The sequence below is a fragment of the Streptomyces winkii genome (genome assembly GCF_032248595.1).
In the GTDB taxonomy this organism is placed as follows: Bacteria; Actinomycetota; Actinomycetes; order Streptomycetales; family Streptomycetaceae; genus Streptomyces; species Streptomyces winkii.
The window spans coordinates 147,268-163,468 of record NZ_JASTTH010000001.1 but is presented as its reverse complement, the minus strand read 5'-3'; the positions used below and the strand labels follow the sequence as shown (position 1 = coordinate 163,468).

Below are 16,201 nucleotides of genomic sequence, written 5' to 3'. Positions count from 1 at the left end.
CCCCGTTCGCAGGGTGCCGGGCAGCGGCGTGAGGGTCGGCGGAGCCGGTCAGCGGACGAAGACGCCCGCCTGATTCGCCAGGTCCAGGAAGTACTGCGGGGCGACGCCCAGCACGATCGTCACCAGGACGCCGACCGTGATGGCGGACGTCGTCCACACGCTGGGGACGGCGACCGTCGGCCCGTCCGTCTTCGGCTCGCTGAGGAACATCAGCACGATCACGCGGATGTAGAAGAACGCCGCGATCGCCGAGGCGATGACACCGACCACGACCAGCGGGCCCGCGCCGCCCTCCGCAGCGGCCTTGAACACGGCGAACTTGCCCGCGAAGCCGGACGTCAGCGGAATCCCGGCGAACGCGAGCAGGAAGATCGCGAAGACGCCCGCCAGCAGAGGTGAACGGCGGCCCAGGCCCGCCCACTTGGACAGGTGTGTGGCCTCGCCGCCCGCGTCCCGTACGAGCGTGACCACCGCGAAGGCGCCCAGCGTCACGAACGAGTACGCGCCCAGGTAGAAGAGCACCGAGGAGACGCCGTCCCTGGACGTGGCGATGACACCGGCGAGCAGGAAGCCCGCGTGCGCGATCGACGAGTACGCCAGCAGACGCTTTATGTCGGTCTGGGTGATGGCCACGACCGCGCCCGCCAGCATCGTCAGGATCGCGACGCCCCACAGCACCGGGCGCCAGTCCCAGCGCAGGCCCGGCAGCACCACGTACAGCAGGCGCAGCAGCGCGCCGAACGCGGCCACCTTCGTCGCCGCCGCCATGAAGCCGGTGACCGGCGTGGGCGCGCCCTGGTAGACGTCCGGGGTCCACATGTGGAACGGCACGGCGCCGACCTTGAACAGCAGGCCCATGACGACCATGGCGCCGCCGATCAGCAGCAGCGCGTCGTTGCCGGTCGTCTCGGCCAGCACGGCGCTCGTGGTCCGGTCCGCGTTGCCGATGACGCGGGCGAGGCCCGAGTAGCTGAACGTGCCCGCGAAGCCGTACAGCAGCGCCGCGCCGAAGAGCAGGAACGCCGACGAAAAGGCGCCCAGCAGGAAGTACTTGACCGCCGCCTCCTGCGAGAGCAGCCGCCGGCGGCGGGCCAGCGCGCACAGCAGGTAGAGCGGGAGGGAGAAGACCTCCAGGGCGATGAAGAGCGTCAACAGGTCGTTGGCGGCGGGGAAGATGAGCATGCCGCCGACCGCGAAGAGGAGCAGCGGATAGACCTCGGTGGTCGTCCAGCCCGCCTTCGTGGCCTCCTTCTCGCCCTCGCCGCCCGGTACGGACGCGGGCTGCGCGGCCCAGGAGTCCACGTTGTTCCCCGAGTGCCCGCGCGGCTCAAGCCGCCGCTCCGCGAAGACGAAGACCGAGACCAGCCCGACCAGCAGGATCGTGCCCTGAAGGAAGAGCGTCGGCCCGTCCACGGCGATGGCGCCCATGCCGGCGATCGCCGCCTTGGTCGTCGCGTGCCCCGTGACCGCGAGGCCGAGCACCGCCGCGAAGGCGGCGGCCAGGCCCAGCGCCGTGAGGATCAACTGCGCGCCGTAGCGCAGCTTCCGGGGCAGGAACGCCTCCAGGACGATGCCGATGACGGCCGCCCCCAGCACGATCAGCGCCGGTGACAGCTGGCCGTATTCGATCTTCGGAGCCTGGAGCTTCTCGGCTCCGAGTGTCCACAGGCTGGGGACGGCTCCCGCTGCCCCTGCCATTACCACCGCGCTCACTCGTGGTCACCTCCGGCGTGCTTTGCCGGCTTGTAGTCGAACCAGCCCATCTCGGCGACGTGATGTTCCGGTCGTGGGTCCTTCTGCCGTACGTCCGACAGCGTGTGCTCCACGGCCGGGTCGACGATCTTCGTCAGAGGCTGCGGGAAGACCCCGAGGAGGATGAGCAGCGCCACGAGCGGTGCCGCCACCGCCAGTTCACGCAGCCGGAGATCCGGCATCGCCCGCACCTCGGGCTTCTCCACGGGGCCGGTCATCGTGCGCTGGTACATCAGCAGTACGTACAGCGCCGCGAGGATGATGCCGACCGTCGCGACGACGCCCGCGACCGGGTACCGGCTGAACGTGCCCACCAGCACCAGGAATTCGCTGACGAACGGCGCCAGCCCCGGCAGCGAGAGCGTCGCCAGACCGCCCACGAGGAACGTCCCTGCGAGCACCGGCGCGACCTTCTGCACACCGCCGTAGTCCGCGATGAGCCGCGAGCCGCGGCGGCTGATGAGGAAGCCGGCCACGAGCATCAAAGCCGCGGTGGAGACGCCGTGGAAGACCATGTAGAGCGTCGCGCCGCTCTGGCCCTGGCTGGTCATCGCGAAGACGCCGAGGATGATGAAGCCGAAGTGGGAGATCGAGGCGTACGCGATCAGCCGCTTGATGTCGCGCTGGCCGACGGCCAGCAGCGCACCGTAGAGGATGCTGATCAGCGCCAGTACGAGCACCACCGGCGTGGCCCACTTGCTCGCCTCGGGGAAGAGGCCGAGGCAGAAGCGGAGCATCGCGAAGGTGCCGACCTTGTCGACGACGGCGGTGATCAGCACGGCCACCGGAGCGGTCGACTCGCCCATCGCGTTGGGCAGCCACGTGTGCAGCGGGAAGAGCGGCGCCTTCACGGCGAACGCGAAGAAGAAGCCGAGGAAGAGCAGCCGCTCGATGTTGGTGCCCATGGTGAGATCGCCGTCGGCGCGGGCCTGAGCGATCTGCTGGAGCGAGAACGTGCCCTCCCCGAGCTGGTCGGAGGTGACGACGAAGAGCCCGATCACCGCGGCCAGCATGACGAGACCGCCGACGAGGTTGTAGAGCAGGAACTTCACAGCCGCGTACGAGCGTTGCTTCGCGGCCTCCTCCTCGCCCGCCGCGTGCGCGCGGTCGCCGAAGCCGCCGATGAGGAAGTACATCGGGATGAGCATGGCTTCGAAGAAGACGTAGAAGAGGAAGACGTCGGTCGAGACGAAGGAGATGATCACCATCGCCTCGGTGGCGAGCATCAGCGCGAAGAAGCCCTGAGTGGGCCGCCAGCGCCGGTTGGGGCGGGCGGGCTCCAGCTCGTCCGCGTCGTGCCAGGCCGCCGCGATGATGAACGGCAGCAGCAGCGCGGTCAGGGTGATCAGCACGGCCGCGATGCCGTCCACACCCAGCTCGTACCGCACGCCGAAGTCCGAGATCCAGGCGTGCGATTCGGTGAGCTGGTAGCGGGAGCCGCCCGGGTCGAAGCGCGCCAGCACGATCAGCGCGGAGACCAGCGTCGCCACGGAGAACAGCAGCGCCACCCACTTCGCGGCGGCCCGCTTGGCGGCGGGCACGGCCGCGGTGACGACCGCGCCGGCCGCGGGCAGCGCGGCCGTGACCGTCAGCAGGGGGAATCCTGCGTTTGCTACAGACATGACTCAGACCGCCCTCATCAGCAGGGTCGCGGCGACCAGGATCGCCGCGCCGCCGAACATCGAGACCGCGTACGAGCGGACGAAACCGTTCTGGACCCGGCGCGTACGTCCGGAGAGACCGCCGAAGGCGGCGGCGGTGCCGTTGACCGCGCCGTCGACCACCTTGTTGTCGGCGTAGACGAGTCCGCGCGTCAGATACTCGCCGGGCTTGACCAGGGCGACGTGGTTGAAGTCGTCCTGGAGCAGGTCCCGCCGGGCCGCGCGGGTCAGCAGGCTGCCGCGCGGCGCCAGGAACGGCACCGGCCGCCGCCCGTACTGGAGCCACGCCCCCGCGACGCCGAGCAGCAGCGCCACGATCGTCAGCCCCGTCACCGCGGACGCCGAGAGGGGCGAGTGCCCGTGCTCGAACTGCGTGACCGGCTCCAGCCAGTGGACGAAGGACTCACCGGCCTTGAACAGGCCGCCCGCGAAGACCGATCCGACGGCGAGCACGATCATCGGGATCGTCATGACCTTCGGGGACTCGTGCGGGTGCGGCTCCTTCTCCTGGCCGCGCCAGCGCTCCTCGCCGAAGAACGTCATCAGCATCACGCGCGTCATGTAGTACGCGGTGATGGCCGCGCCGATCAGCGTGACTGCGCCGAGGATCCAGCCCTGCGTACCGCCCTTGGCGAACGCGGCCTCGATGATCTGGTCCTTGGAGAAGAATCCGGAGAGCCCGGGGAAGCCGATGATGGCGAGGTATCCCAGGCCGAACGTCACGAACGTGACCGGCATGTACTTGCGCAGGCCGCCGTACTTGCGCATGTCGACCTCGTCGTTCATGCCGTGCATCACGCTGCCTGCTCCGAGGAAGAGCCCCGCCTTGAAGAAGCCGTGCGTGACGAGGTGCATGATCGCGAACGCGTAGCCGATCGGGCCGAGTCCGGCCGCGAGCACCATGTAGCCGATCTGGCTCATGGTCGAGCCGGCGAGCGCCTTCTTGATGTCGTCCTTCGCGCAACCGACGATCGCACCGAAGATCAGCGTGACCGCGCCGACGCACACGACGGCGAGCTGCGCGTCCGGCGCCCCGTTGAAGATCGCGCCGGAGCGGGTGATGAGGTAGACGCCCGCGGTCACCATGGTCGCGGCGTGGATGAGGGCCGAGACCGGAGTCGGACCCTCCATCGCGTCACCGAGCCAGGACTGGAGCGGCACCTGGGCCGACTTGCCGCACGCGGCGAGCAGAAGCATCAGCCCGATCGCGGTCAGCTTGCCCTCGCTCGCGTCCGTCGCGTTGCTCAGCACGGCCCCGAAGGAGAAGCTGCCGAACGTCGTGAACATCAGGAAGATCGCGATGGCCAGGCCCGCGTCGCCGACGCGGTTGACCAGGAACGCCTTCTTCGCCGCGACCGCCGCGCTCGGCTTGAACTGCCAGAAGCCGATGAGCAGATACGAGGCGAGGCCCACGCCCTCCCAGCCGACGTACAGCAGCAGGTAGTTGTCGGCGAGGACGAGCAGCAGCATCGCCGCGAGGAACAGGTTGAGATAGCCGAAGAAGCGGCGGCGGCCCTCGTCGTGCTCCATGTAGCCGACCGAGTAGATGTGGATCAGCGAGCCCACACCGGTGATCAGCAGCACGAAGGTCATGGCGAGCTGGTCGAGCTGGAAGGCCACGTCCGCCTGGAAGCTCTGCACCGGCACCCACGTGAACAGGTGCTGGTGCAGGGTGCGTCCGTCGGCGGGCTTGCCGAGCATGGCGGCGAAGAGGACGACGCCGACGACGAACGAGGCCCCGGCGAACAGCACGCCCAGCCAGTGCCCGGTCCGGTCGAGTTTCCTGCCGCCGCACAGCAGCACCGCAGCGCCCAGCAGCGGGAAGCCGACGAGCAGTCCGATCAATGACTCCACTGGTTCGTACCCCTTACAGCTTCATCAGGCTGGCGTCGTCGACCGAGGCCGAGTGACGGGAGCGGTACATCATCACGATGATCGCCAGGCCGACCACGACCTCGGCCGCGGCGACGACCATGACGAAGAACGCCATGATCTGGCCGTCGAGATTGCCGTGGATGCGGGAGAAGGCGACCAGGGTCAAGTTCGCCGCGTTCAGCATCAGTTCGATGCACATGAACACCACGATCGCGTTCCGCCTGATCAGCACTCCTGCGGCGCCGATGGTGAACAGCACCGCCGCGAGATAGACGTAGTTGACGGGGCTCACTTGGCGGCCTCCTCTTCCCGGGCCTCTCCGTCGCGGGCCTTGCGGGCCTCACGGCCGCCCTCTCCCGCGTCGTCGGCGTCGTCCACGTCCCGCTCGGGGTCGTGGGGTTCGCCGTACATCCGGCCGTGCTCGGCCTGGCCGTGGCTGTCGGCGGTGCGCTGCTCCAGCGCGGCCACGCGGTGCAGCGCCTCCGGACCGACCTCGCGGACCTGGCCGCGCCGGCGCAGCGTGGCGCTGATGGTCAGCTCGGACGGAGTGCCGTCGGGCAGCAGGCCCGGGCGGTCGACGGCGTTGTGCCGCGCGTACACACCGGGCGCGGGAAGCGGGGGCAGCTGCGTGCCCTTCCTGACGCGCTCCTCAGCCTGTTCGCGCTGCGACTTGGACTTCTCGATGCGCTCGCGGTGCGTCAGCAGCGTCGCGCCGACGGCGGCGACGGTGAGCAGCGCGCCCACCACCTCGAAGGCGACGACGTACTTGGTGAACAGCAGCGTGGCCAGTGCCGGCACGTTCCCGCCGGAGTTGGCCGCCCCGAGCCCCTGGAAGGTGTGCACCCCGGCCTGTCCGAGACCGGAGACGAGCAGGATGCCGAGGCCGAGGCCGCAGGCGGCGGCGAGCCAGCGCTGGCCCTTCAGCGTCTCCTTGAGCGAGTCGGCGGCGCTCACACCCACCAGCATCAGCACGAAGAGGAAGAGCATCATCACGGCGCCGGTGTAGACGACGATCTGCACGATGCCGAGGAAGTAGGCGCCGTTGGCGAGGTAGAAGAGCGCCAGGATCACCATCGTCCCGGCGAGGCAGAGAGCCGAGTGCACGGCCCTGCGCAGCAGTACGGTCCCGAGCGCGCCGAGCACGGCGATCGTGCCCAGCACCCAGAACGCGGCCGTCTCCCCCGTCGAGGTGGACGTCGCGGCAAGGGTGAACTCCCCCGTCGAGGACGCCATGGCGGGCAGCGCGGGCATGGTCACCGCCCCTCCTTCGAGTCGTTCCCGGAGCGGTTGCCCTCGGCCCGTACGGCGGTGCCCTCGGCGCCGGTGTCGGCGTAGGCCGCGTCCCGCGAGGACGGGTCGACGCCGTCGGCGTCCGAGCCGGCGGGGGCGTCGGTCACCAGCGGCTGGGCCGCGGGCTCCGCCGACCCGAAGTCGCGGGCCGACTCCTGCGGATCGCCGCTGTCGGTCGCGTGCTGCGGCACGGTGCCGGGGGCGGCCTCGGTCACGAGGCCCCGGTAGTAGTCCTTCTCCGTCATGCCGGGGTAGATGGCGTGCGGAGAGTCGACCATGCCCTCCTCCAGGCCCGCGAGCAGCTCCTTCTTGGTGTAGATGAGCGATTCGCGGGAGGAGTCGGCGAGTTCGTACTCGTTCGTCATCGTCAGCGCGCGGGTCGGGCACGCCTCGACGCACAGGCCGCACAGGATGCAGCGCAGATAGTTGATCTGGTAGACGCGGCCGTAGCGCTCGCCCGGCGAGTAGCGCTCCTCGTCGGTGTTGTCCGCGCCCTCGACGTAGATGGCGTCGGCGGGGCAGGCCCAGGCGCACAGCTCGCAGCCGACGCACTTCTCGAGGCCGTCGGGGTGCCGGTTGAGCTGGTGGCGGCCGTGGAAGCGCGGTGCCGTCGGCTTCTTGTACTCGGGGTACTGCTCGGTCAGCCGCTTCTTGAACATGTCCTTGAAGGTCACGCCGAAGCCGGCCACGGAGCTGCGGGGGGTCTTGGGATGCAACCCCTGGTCGTCGTTCTCAGGCACCGTCGGCCTCCTTTCCGTCAGAGTTCTGGGCGGCCTGCCCTTCCGCGCCCGCCTCGTCCGCGGACTCCGCGCCCGACGGACCGACCAGCGCGTGGTCGTGGCGCGAGCGGCGGCGCGGCACCGGCGGCAGCGTCTGACCGGGCAGCGGCGGTACGGGGAAGCCGCCCGCCATCGGATCGAAGACCTCCGGGTCCGCCTCGGCCTTGGCGGCCTCCTCCGCCTCCTCCTTGCGTCCGCGGAAGACGTCGACGACGAAGGAGATCAGCAGGATCGCGAGGGCCGCGCCCGCGACCCAGTAGACGATCCCGGCGAAGTCGTAACCCTCGTTGCGCATCGCCCGCACGGTGGCGACGAGCATCAGCCACACCAGGGAGATCGGGATGAGGACCTTCCAGCCCAGCTTCATGAACTGGTCGTAGCGCACACGCGGGAGCGTGCCGCGGATCCAGACGAAGAAGAAGATCAGCAGGACCGTCTTCAGGAAGAACCACAGCAGCGGCCACCAGCCGTGGTTGGCGCCCTCCCAGTACGTGGAGATCGGCGCCGGCGCCCGCCAGCCGCCCAGGAAGAGGGTGGCCGCGAGGGCGGAGAGCGTCACCACGTGCACGTACTCGGCGAGCATGAACAGCGCGAACTTGATCGAGCTGTACTCGGTCTGATAGCCGGCGACGAGGTCGCCCTCGGACTCCGGCATGTCGAACGGCGCCCGGTGCGCCTCGCCGACCATCGAGACCATGTAGATCAGGAACGAGACCGGCAGCAGCGCCGCGAACCAGGTGTCCCCCTGCGCGTCCACGATCGCCGACGTCGACATCGAGCCGGAGTAGAGGAAGACGGCGGCGAAGCTCAGGCCCATCGCGATCTCGTAGCTGATGACCTGCGCGGTGGCGCGGACCGCTCCGAGCAGCGGGTACGTCGAGTTCGACGACCAGCCGGCGAGGACGACGCCGTACGCGCCGATGGAGGCGGTGGCCAGGATGTACAGCGCCGCCACCGGAAGGTCGGTCAGCTGCATCGCCGTGCGCGTCCCGAAGATGGACACCTCGTTGCCGGGCGGCCCGAAGGGGATCACGGCGATCGCCATGAACGCCGGGATGGCGCCCAGCACAGGTGCGAGCAGATACACGACCTTGTCGGCGCCCTTGACGACGACGTCTTCCTTGAGCATCAGCTTGATGCCGTCGGCGAGCGACTGGAGCATGCCCCACGGGCCGTGCCGGTTCGGGCCGATGCGCAGCTGCATCCACGCGACGACCTTGCGCTCCATGACGATGGAGATCAGCACGGTGACCATCAGGAACGCGAAGCAGAAGACGGCCTTGAGCGCGATCAGCCAGATCGGGTCGTGGCCGAAGACGGACAGGTCCTCGTCGGCCAGGAACCTGGGGGTACCGCCCACGCCGAAGGCAGCGGGGGACTGCTGAACGTCAGAGAGCGCGCTCACGCGCCCACCTCCTCGTGTACGGCGCTGTCGCGCGGCCCGGGTCCCGCCGCGATGCGGACCAGCTCACCGGGGAGCGCCCCCGTGTCCGCCTGGACGCCGCCGCCCGTCGAGTTGAGCGGAAGCCACACGACCCGGTCCGGCATCTGCGTGATCTCCAGCGGGAGTTGGACGCTGCCGAGCGGCCCGGAGACCGACAGCACATCGCCGTCCGCGACGCCCGCCTCCGCGGCCGTGGCCCTGGAGAGCCGGGCGCGCGCCGGATGCCTCGTGCCGGCCAGCGCCTCGTCGCCGTCCTGGAGCCGGCCCTGGTCGAGCAGCAGCCGGTGCCCGGCGAGCACCGCCTCGCCCTTGCCGGCCTGGGGCGTGGAGGACGCGGTGCCGGTGGAGCCGGCGCCGCGGGCGAAGGAGCCGGTGGAGCGCTCCGCGTCCCATCCGCCGAGCCTGTCGATCTCGCCGCGGATCGTCCGTACGTCCGGCAGGCCCAGATGTACGTCGAGGGCGTCGGCGAGCATGTGCAGCACGCGTGCGTCCGGCTGTACGTGGCGGCGCGTCATCTGGTCCGCCTTGAGGGACGCCTCGAACGGCCTTGCCCGTCCCTCCCAGTTGAGGAACGTGCCGGCCTTCTCGACGACGGCGGAGACCGGCAGGACCACGTCCGCGCGGTCCGTCACCTCGCTGGGCCGCAGCTCCAGGCTGACGAGGAAGCCCACCTCGTCGAGCGCCTGCGCGGCACGCGCCGGGTCGGGCAGGTCGGCGAGTTCGACGCCGCCGACGACCAGCGCCGCCAGCTCGCCGTCGACCGCGGCGTCGACGATGCCTGCTGTGTCCCGGCCCGCCGCCGAGGGCAGTTCGGCCAGGCCCCAGGCTCGCGCGACCTCGTCGCGGGCGCGGGCGTCGGAGACGGGGCGTGCGCCCGGCAGCAGCGTCGGCAGCGCGCCCGCCTCGATGGCGCCGCGCTCACCGGCGCGGCGCGGAATCCACACCAGCCGGGCGCCGGTGGCGGCGCTCGTACGCACCGCGGCGGTCAGCGCACCGGGCACCGCGGCCAGCCGCTCCCCGACGACGATCACGGCGCCCTCGGCGCGCAGCGCGTCGGCCGCGGCCTCGCCGGTCTCGTCGAGTCCGACCCGCCCTGAGAGGGCGTCGAGCCACTCGGTCTCGGTCCCGGGCGCGGCGGGCAGCAGCGTGCCGCCCGCCTTCTCCAGACCGCGGGTGGCGTACGAGGCGAGGGAGAAGGTGCGCTGGCCGCGCTTGCGCATGGCCTTGCGCAGCCGCAGGAAGACGCCGGGCGCCTCCTCCTCGGCCTCGAAGCCGGCGAGCAGCACGGCGGGCGCCGCCTCCAGCAGGGCGTTGGTGACTCCCGCACCGTCGAGGTCCTTGCCGTGGCCGGCGACGGTGGACGCCAGGAACTCGGCCTCCTCGCGGGAGTGGACGCGGGCCCGGAAATCGATGTCGTTGGTGCCGAGCGCGACCCGCGCGAACTTCGCGTACGCGTAGGCGTCCTCGACGGTGACCCGGCCGCCGGTCAGCACTCCGGCCCGTCCGCGCGCGCCGGCGAGCCCGCGGGCCGCGGCCTCCAGCGCCTCGGGCCAGCTCGCCGGGGCCAGCTCGCCGTCCTCGCCGCGCACGAGCGGCGTGGTCAGCCGGTCGGGGCGCTGCGCGTAGCGGAACGCGAAGCGGCCCTTGTCGCAGATCCACTCCTCGTTGACCTCGGGGTCGTAGCCCGCCATGCGCCGCATGACCTTGCCGCGCCGGTGGTCCGTACGGGTCGCGCAGCCGCCCGAGCAGTGCTCGCAGACGGACGGCGAGGAGACCAGGTCGAAGGGGCGCGAACGGAAGCGGTACGCCGCCGAAGTGAGCGCCCCCACCGGGCAGATCTGGATGGTGTTGCCCGAGAAGTACGACTGGAAGGGGTCGCCCTCGCCCGTCCCGATCTGCTGGAGCGCGCCGCGCTCCAGCATCTCGATCATCGGGTCGCCCGCGATCTGGTTGGAGAAGCGGGTGCAGCGCGCGCACAGCACGCACCGCTCGCGGTCCAGCAGGACCTGGTCCGAGATCGGCACCGGCTTGGCGAAGGTGCGCTTGGCGCCCTCGAAGCGGGAGTCGGCCGAGCCCGTCGACATCGCCTGGTTCTGGAGCGGGCACTCGCCGCCCTTGTCGCAGACGGGGCAGTCCAGCGGGTGGTTGATGAGCAGCAGCTCCATCACGCCGCGCTGTGCCTTCTCCGCGACGGGCGAGGAGAGATGCGTCTTGACGACCATCCCGTCGGTGCAGGTGATCGTGCAGGACGCCATCGGCTTGCGCTGGCCCTCGACTTCGACGATGCACTGGCGGCAGGCACCGACCGGGTCGAGGAGCGGGTGGTCGCAGAAGCGCGGGATCTCGATGCCCAGCTGCTCGGCGGCGCGGATGACCAGCGTGCCCTTCGGCACGGAGATCTCTGCGCCGTCGATGGTGAGCGAGATCAGGTCCTCCGGCGGACGGTCCGCCTCGCCCCCCGAGGAGGTCTTCGCGTCTGTGGTGACTGTCACGCCTTCACCTCCGGGTGAGCGGTCTGGTGGTGGTCGGCCCAGATGACCGACCTCGCCGGGTCGAAGGGGCAGCCGCCCCCGTCGATGTGCTGCTCGTACTCCTCGCGGAAGTACTGGAGCGACGAGTAGATCGGGGAGGCGGCACCGTCGCCGAGAGCGCAGAACGACTTGCCGTTGATGTTGTCCTGGATGTCGTCGATCTTGTCGATGTCGGCCTTCGTCGCCTTGCCCGCCTCGAAGTCGCGCAGCAACTGGACGAGCCAGTACGTGCCTTCGCGGCAGGGCGTGCACTTGCCGCAGGACTCGTGCGCGTAGAACTCGGTCCAGCGGGTGACGGCCCGTACGACGCAGGTCGTCTCGTCGAAGCACTGGAGCGCCTTGGTGCCGAGCATCGAGCCGGCGGCGCCCACGCCCTCGTAGTCGAGCGGCACGTCGAGGTGCTCGTCGGTGAGCAGCGGCGTCGAAGAGCCGCCCGGCGTCCAGAACTTCAGCCGGTGGCCGGGGCGCATGCCGCCGCTCATCTCCAGCAGCTGGCGCAGCGTGATGCCGAGCGGCGCCTCGTACTGCCCGGGGTTGGCGACGTGCCCGCTGAGCGAGTAGAGCGTGAAGCCCGGGGACTTCTCGCTGCCCATCGAGCGGAACCACTCCTTGCCCCTGTTGATCAGGGCGGGCACCGACGCGATGGACTCGACGTTGTTCACGACGGTCGGGCACGCGTAGAGGCCGGCGACGGCCGGGAACGGCGGGCGCAGCCGCGGCTGTCCGCGCCGCCCCTCCAGGGAGTCCAGCAGCGCCGTCTCCTCACCGCAGATGTACGCGCCGGCGCCCGCGTGCACGGTCAGCTCCAGGTCCTTGCCCTCGCCGAGCGCGTTCTTGCCGAGGATGCCCGCCTCGTACGCCTCGCGCACGGCCAGGTGCAGCCGCCGCAGTACGGGCACGACCTCGCCGCGCAGATAGATGAAGGCATGCGAGGAGCGGATCGCGTGGCAGGCGATGACGATGCCCTCGATGAGGGAGTGCGGGTTGGCGAACATCAGCGGGATGTCCTTGCACGTGCCCGGCTCCGACTCGTCGGCGTTGACGACCAGGTAGTGCGGCTTGTCGTCGCCCTGCGGGATGAACTGCCACTTCATGCCCGTCGGGAAGCCCGCGCCGCCGCGGCCGCGCAACCCTGCGTCCTTGACGTACGCGATGACGTCGTCCGGCGGCATGGCCAGCGCCTTGGTCAGCCCGGCGTATCCGTCGTGGTGCCGCTTGTACGCCTCCAGCGTCCACGCCTCCGGCTCGTCCCAGTGCGCGGAGAGGACGGGAGTGAGCAGCTTCTCCGGTGATTCCGTCGCCATCACTCGCTCTCCTCACCCGGCTCGGACCGGACCGGGCCCGCGGGACTGTCCGGATCCGACGCGGACGTCGACTGGGGCAGATCGTGCGAACTGGGGTGGCTCTCCGGGGCTTCCTCGCCCGGGAGCGGCACCGGCTGGTCCTGCGGGCCGGGAGGCCCGAGGGGGTGTGCGAGCCGGCCGCGCGGCGCCTCGCCCCTGGCCAGCCGCAGCCCCGCGAGGGAGGGGTCGCCGCCGGCGCCGGTGGCCTCGGCCGCGCCGGGACGCTCGTCGGGGAAGCCCGCGAGGATGCGCGCCGTCTCCTTGAACGTGCACAGCGGCGCCCCGCGGGTGGGCGCCACCTCGCGTCCGGCGCGCAGGTCGTCGACGAGCCTCCGCGCCGATTCGGGCGTCTGGTTGTCGAAGAACTCCCAGTTGACCATCACGACGGGCGCGTAGTCGCAGGCCGCGTTGCACTCGATGTGCTCCAGCGTGACCTTGCCGTCCTCGGTGGTCTCGTTGTTGCCGACGCCCAGGTGCTCCTTGAGGTCGTCGAAGATGGCGTCGCCGCCCATCACCGCGCAGAGCGTGTTGGTGCAGACGCCCACCTGGTAGTCGCCGGAGGGCTTGCGCCGGTACATGGAGTAGAACGTCGCGACGGCGTTGACCTCGGCCGTGGTGAGTTCGAGCATCTCGGCGCAGAAGCGCTGCCCGGTGGGCGTGACATGGCCCTCCTCGGACTGCACGAGGTGCAGCAGCGGCAGCAGCGCGGAGCGGCTGTCGGGATACCGGGCGATGATCTCCCGTGCGTCCGGCTCCAGCCGCTCTCGTACGTCGGCCGGGTAGTCCGGCGCGGGCATCGCGGGGATGCCGAGCATGGGTGCCTCGGGGGCGGAGCCTTGTTCTCGGGCACTGCCGGGCGCGGTGGTCATCGGTCGACGCCTCCCATCACGGGGTCGATGGACGCCACCGCGACGATGACGTCGGCGACCTGGCCGCCTTCGCACATCGCCGCCATGGCTTCGAGGTTGGTGAAGGAGGGGTCGCGGAAGTGCACGCGGTACGGGCGTGTGCCGCCGTCGCTCACGGCGTGCACGCCGAGTTCGCCCTTCGGGGACTCCACCGCCGCGTACGCCTGCCCCGGCGGGACCCGGAAGCCCTCGGTGACCAGCTTGAAGTGGTGGATCAGGGCCTCCATCGAGGTGCCCATGATGTTCTTGATGTGGTCCAGCGAGTTGCCGAGACCGTCGGGGCCGAGCGCGAGCTGCGCGGGCCAGGCGATCTTCTTGTCGCCGACCATGACGGGGCCGGGCTCCAGCCGGTCGATGCACTGCTCGATGATGCGCAGCGACTGGCGCATCTCCTCCAGGCGCAGCAGGAAGCGCCCGTAGGAGTCGCAGGTGTCGACGGTCGGCACCTCGAAGTCGTACGTCTCGTAACCGCAGTACGGCTGCGACTTGCGCAGGTCGTGCGGGAGCCCCGCGGAGCGCAGGATCGGTCCGGTGGCGCCGAGCGCCATGCATCCGGCCAGGTCGAGGTAACCGACGTCCTGGAGGCGGGCCTTGAAGACGGGGTTGCCGGAGCACAGCGCGTCGTACTCGGGCAGGTTCTTCTTCATCTTCTTCAGGAACTCGCGCAGCGCGTCGACCGTGCCGGGCGGGAGGTCCTGGGCGAGGCCGCCGGGCCGGATGAAAGCGTGGTTCATCCGCAGGCCGGTGATCAACTCGTAGAGGTCCAGGACGTGTTCGCGGTCCCGGAAGCCGAAGATCATGACGGTGGTGGCGCCCAGCTCCATGCCGCCGGTGGCGATGGCCACCAGATGCGACGAGAGCCGGTTCAGCTCCATCAGCAGGACGCGGATGACGTTGGCGCGGTCCGGGACGTCGCCCTCGATGCCGAGCAGCTTCTCCACCGCGAGGCAGTACGCCGTCTCGTTGAAGAACGGCGTGAGGTAGTCCATGCGCGTCACGAACGTCGTGCCCTGCGTCCACGTCCGGTACTCGAGGTTCTTCTCGATGCCGGTGTGCAGGTAGCCGATTCCGCAGCGGGCCTCGGTGACGGTCTCGCCGTCGATCTCGAGGATGAGCCGGAGCACGCCGTGCGTGGACGGGTGCTGCGGGCCCATGTTGACGATGATCCGCTCGTCGTCGCTCCTGGCGGCAGCAGCGGCAACCTCGTCCCAGTCGCCGCCGGTGACGTCGTAGACGGTGCCCTCGGTGGTCTCGCGGATGCCCGCGGGTGCGTGGGGGGATGTTGGCGTGCTCATCAGCTGTACGACCTCCGCTGGTCGGGAGCCGGGATCTGGGCGCCCTTGTACTCGACGGGGATGCCGCCGAGCGGGTAGTCCTTGCGCTGCGGGTGGCCCTGCCAGTCGTCGGGCATCATGATCCGCGTCAGAGCCGGGTGGCCGTCGAAGACGATGCCGAAGAAGTCGTACGTCTCGCGTTCGTGCCAGTCGTTGGTCGGATAGACCTCGACGACGGAGGGGATGTGCGGGTCGCCGTCCGGCGCGCTGACCTCGATCCGGATCACACGGTTGTGGGTGATCGAACGCAGGTGGTTGACGGCGTGCAGCTCGCGTCCCTTGTCGCCCGGGAAGTGCACGCCGGTCACGCCGGTGCACAGTTCGAAGCGGAGCGCCGGGTCGTCCCGGAGCGTCCGCATGACCTGGACGAGGTGTTCGCGCGCCACGTGGAAGGTCAACTCGCCGCGGTCGACGACGGTCTTCTCGATGGCTTCGGCGGGGGGCAGGCCCTGCTCCTCCAGCGCGCCCTCGAGTTCGTCCGCGATCTCGTCGAAGTCCCCGTGGCCGGCTCCGCCGCCAGGGCCTCCGTACGGGCGCCGGCTGGCGCCGGGAAGCCGGACCGTCCGGACCAGGCCGCCGTAACCCGAGGTGTCGCCGCCGTTCTCGGCGCCGAACATGCCGCGGCGGACGCCGATGATCTCGCCGGGGTCCTGACGGGGAGCGGGCACGGAGCCGTTCGCGCTCTCCCCGTTTCCGTTGCCGCCCTCGCTGTTGTTCTGCTCGCTCACCGAAGGAGCCCCTTCATCTCGATCGTCGGGAGCGCCTTGCGCGCCGCCTCCTCCGCCTCGCGGGCCGCCTCTTCGCGGTTGACGCCGAGCTTCTCGCCCTGAACGTGCTTGTGCAGCTTGAGGATCGAGTCCAGGAGCATCTCGGGGCGCGGCGGGCAGCCGGGCAGGTAGATGTCGACCGGCACGATGTGGTCGACGCCCTGCACGATCGCGTAGTTGTTGAACATCCCGCCCGACGAGGCGCAGACCCCCATGGAGATGACCCACTTGGGGTTGGGCATCTGGTCGTAGACCTGCCGCAGCACGGGAGCCATCTTCTGGCTGACGCGGCCCGCCACGATCATGAGGTCGGCCTGGCGCGGTGACCCGCGGAAGACCTCCATGCCGAAGCGGGCGAGGTCGTAGCGCCCGGCGCCCGTCGTCATCATCTCGATGGCACAGCAGGCGAGTCCGAAGGTCGCCGGGAACATGGACGACTTGCGCACCCAGCCCGCGGCCTGCTCGACGGTGGTCAGCAGGAAGCCGCTCGGCAGCTTCTCTTCGAGTCCCATTGCGT

The 16,201-nt window shown here is 70.3% G+C and carries 13 protein-coding genes; all 13 read right to left on the bottom strand.

Annotation, left to right across the window (positions count from 1 at the left end; translation table 11 throughout):
• Positions 1-48: 48 nt before the first annotated feature.
• From nuoN to QQM67_RS00690, 13 genes are read right to left on the bottom strand one after another with little or no spacing between them, the layout of a single operon-like run.
• A complete protein-coding gene (nuoN, locus tag QQM67_RS00750; protein WP_314172190.1) occupies positions 49-1,698 on the bottom strand; it encodes an NADH-quinone oxidoreductase subunit NuoN in 1,650 nt (549 codons plus the stop codon).
• Positions 1,699-1,709: 11 nt separating this feature from the next.
• A complete protein-coding gene (locus QQM67_RS00745; RefSeq protein ID WP_314171446.1) occupies positions 1,710-3,374 on the bottom strand; it encodes an NADH-quinone oxidoreductase subunit M in 1,665 nt (554 codons plus the stop codon).
• A gap of 3 nt (positions 3,375-3,377) precedes the next feature.
• Complete coding sequence (gene nuoL, locus QQM67_RS00740) at positions 3,378-5,267, bottom strand: NADH-quinone oxidoreductase subunit L (RefSeq protein WP_314171445.1); 1,890 nt, start codon at positions 5,265-5,267, stop codon at positions 3,378-3,380.
• A gap of 13 nt (positions 5,268-5,280) precedes the next feature.
• Positions 5,281-5,580: an NADH-quinone oxidoreductase subunit NuoK gene (nuoK, locus tag QQM67_RS00735; protein WP_028437880.1), complete on the bottom strand. Its 300-nt coding sequence runs from the start codon at positions 5,578-5,580 to the stop codon at positions 5,281-5,283.
• Positions 5,577-6,539 (bottom strand): NADH-quinone oxidoreductase subunit J, encoded by a 963-nt coding sequence (locus QQM67_RS00730; RefSeq protein ID WP_314172189.1) that lies wholly within the window; start codon positions 6,537-6,539, stop codon positions 5,577-5,579. The genes nuoK and QQM67_RS00730 overlap by 4 nt, the downstream gene beginning before the upstream one ends.
• Before the next feature lie 2 nt (positions 6,540-6,541).
• Positions 6,542-7,318 carry an NADH-quinone oxidoreductase subunit NuoI gene (gene nuoI, locus QQM67_RS00725; RefSeq protein WP_314171444.1) on the bottom strand — a complete coding sequence of 259 codons (777 nt, stop codon included), beginning with the start codon at positions 7,316-7,318 and terminating at the stop codon, positions 6,542-6,544.
• A complete protein-coding gene (gene nuoH, locus QQM67_RS00720) occupies positions 7,311-8,717 on the bottom strand; it encodes an NADH-quinone oxidoreductase subunit NuoH (protein WP_314172188.1) in 1,407 nt (468 codons plus the stop codon). Before nuoH ends, nuoI begins: the two co-directional genes overlap by 8 nt.
• Positions 8,718-8,758: 41 nt before the next feature.
• Complete coding sequence (locus QQM67_RS00715) at positions 8,759-11,293, bottom strand: NADH-quinone oxidoreductase subunit G (RefSeq protein WP_314171443.1); 2,535 nt, start codon at positions 11,291-11,293, stop codon at positions 8,759-8,761.
• Complete coding sequence (nuoF, locus tag QQM67_RS00710; protein WP_314171442.1) at positions 11,290-12,636, bottom strand: NADH-quinone oxidoreductase subunit NuoF; 1,347 nt, start codon at positions 12,634-12,636, stop codon at positions 11,290-11,292. Before nuoF ends, QQM67_RS00715 begins: the two co-directional genes overlap by 4 nt.
• Positions 12,636-13,544, bottom strand: a complete 909-nt coding sequence (gene nuoE / locus QQM67_RS00705; protein WP_314171441.1) for an NADH-quinone oxidoreductase subunit NuoE — start codon at positions 13,542-13,544, stop codon at positions 12,636-12,638. The genes nuoF and nuoE overlap by 1 nt, the downstream gene beginning before the upstream one ends.
• Positions 13,541-14,878, bottom strand: coding sequence for an NADH-quinone oxidoreductase subunit D (locus tag QQM67_RS00700; RefSeq protein WP_314171440.1), 1,338 nt, complete (start codon positions 14,876-14,878; stop codon positions 13,541-13,543). The genes nuoE and QQM67_RS00700 overlap by 4 nt, the downstream gene beginning before the upstream one ends.
• Entirely contained in the window at positions 14,878-15,645 is a 768-nt protein-coding gene (locus QQM67_RS00695; protein ID WP_314171439.1) for an NADH-quinone oxidoreductase subunit C, read from the bottom strand. The genes QQM67_RS00700 and QQM67_RS00695 overlap by 1 nt, the downstream gene beginning before the upstream one ends.
• On the bottom strand, positions 15,642-16,196 hold the full coding sequence (locus QQM67_RS00690; protein WP_028437888.1) for a NuoB/complex I 20 kDa subunit family protein: 555 nt from the start codon (positions 16,194-16,196) through the stop codon (positions 15,642-15,644). The genes QQM67_RS00695 and QQM67_RS00690 overlap by 4 nt, the downstream gene beginning before the upstream one ends.
• Between the last annotated feature and the right edge of the window lie 5 nt (positions 16,197-16,201).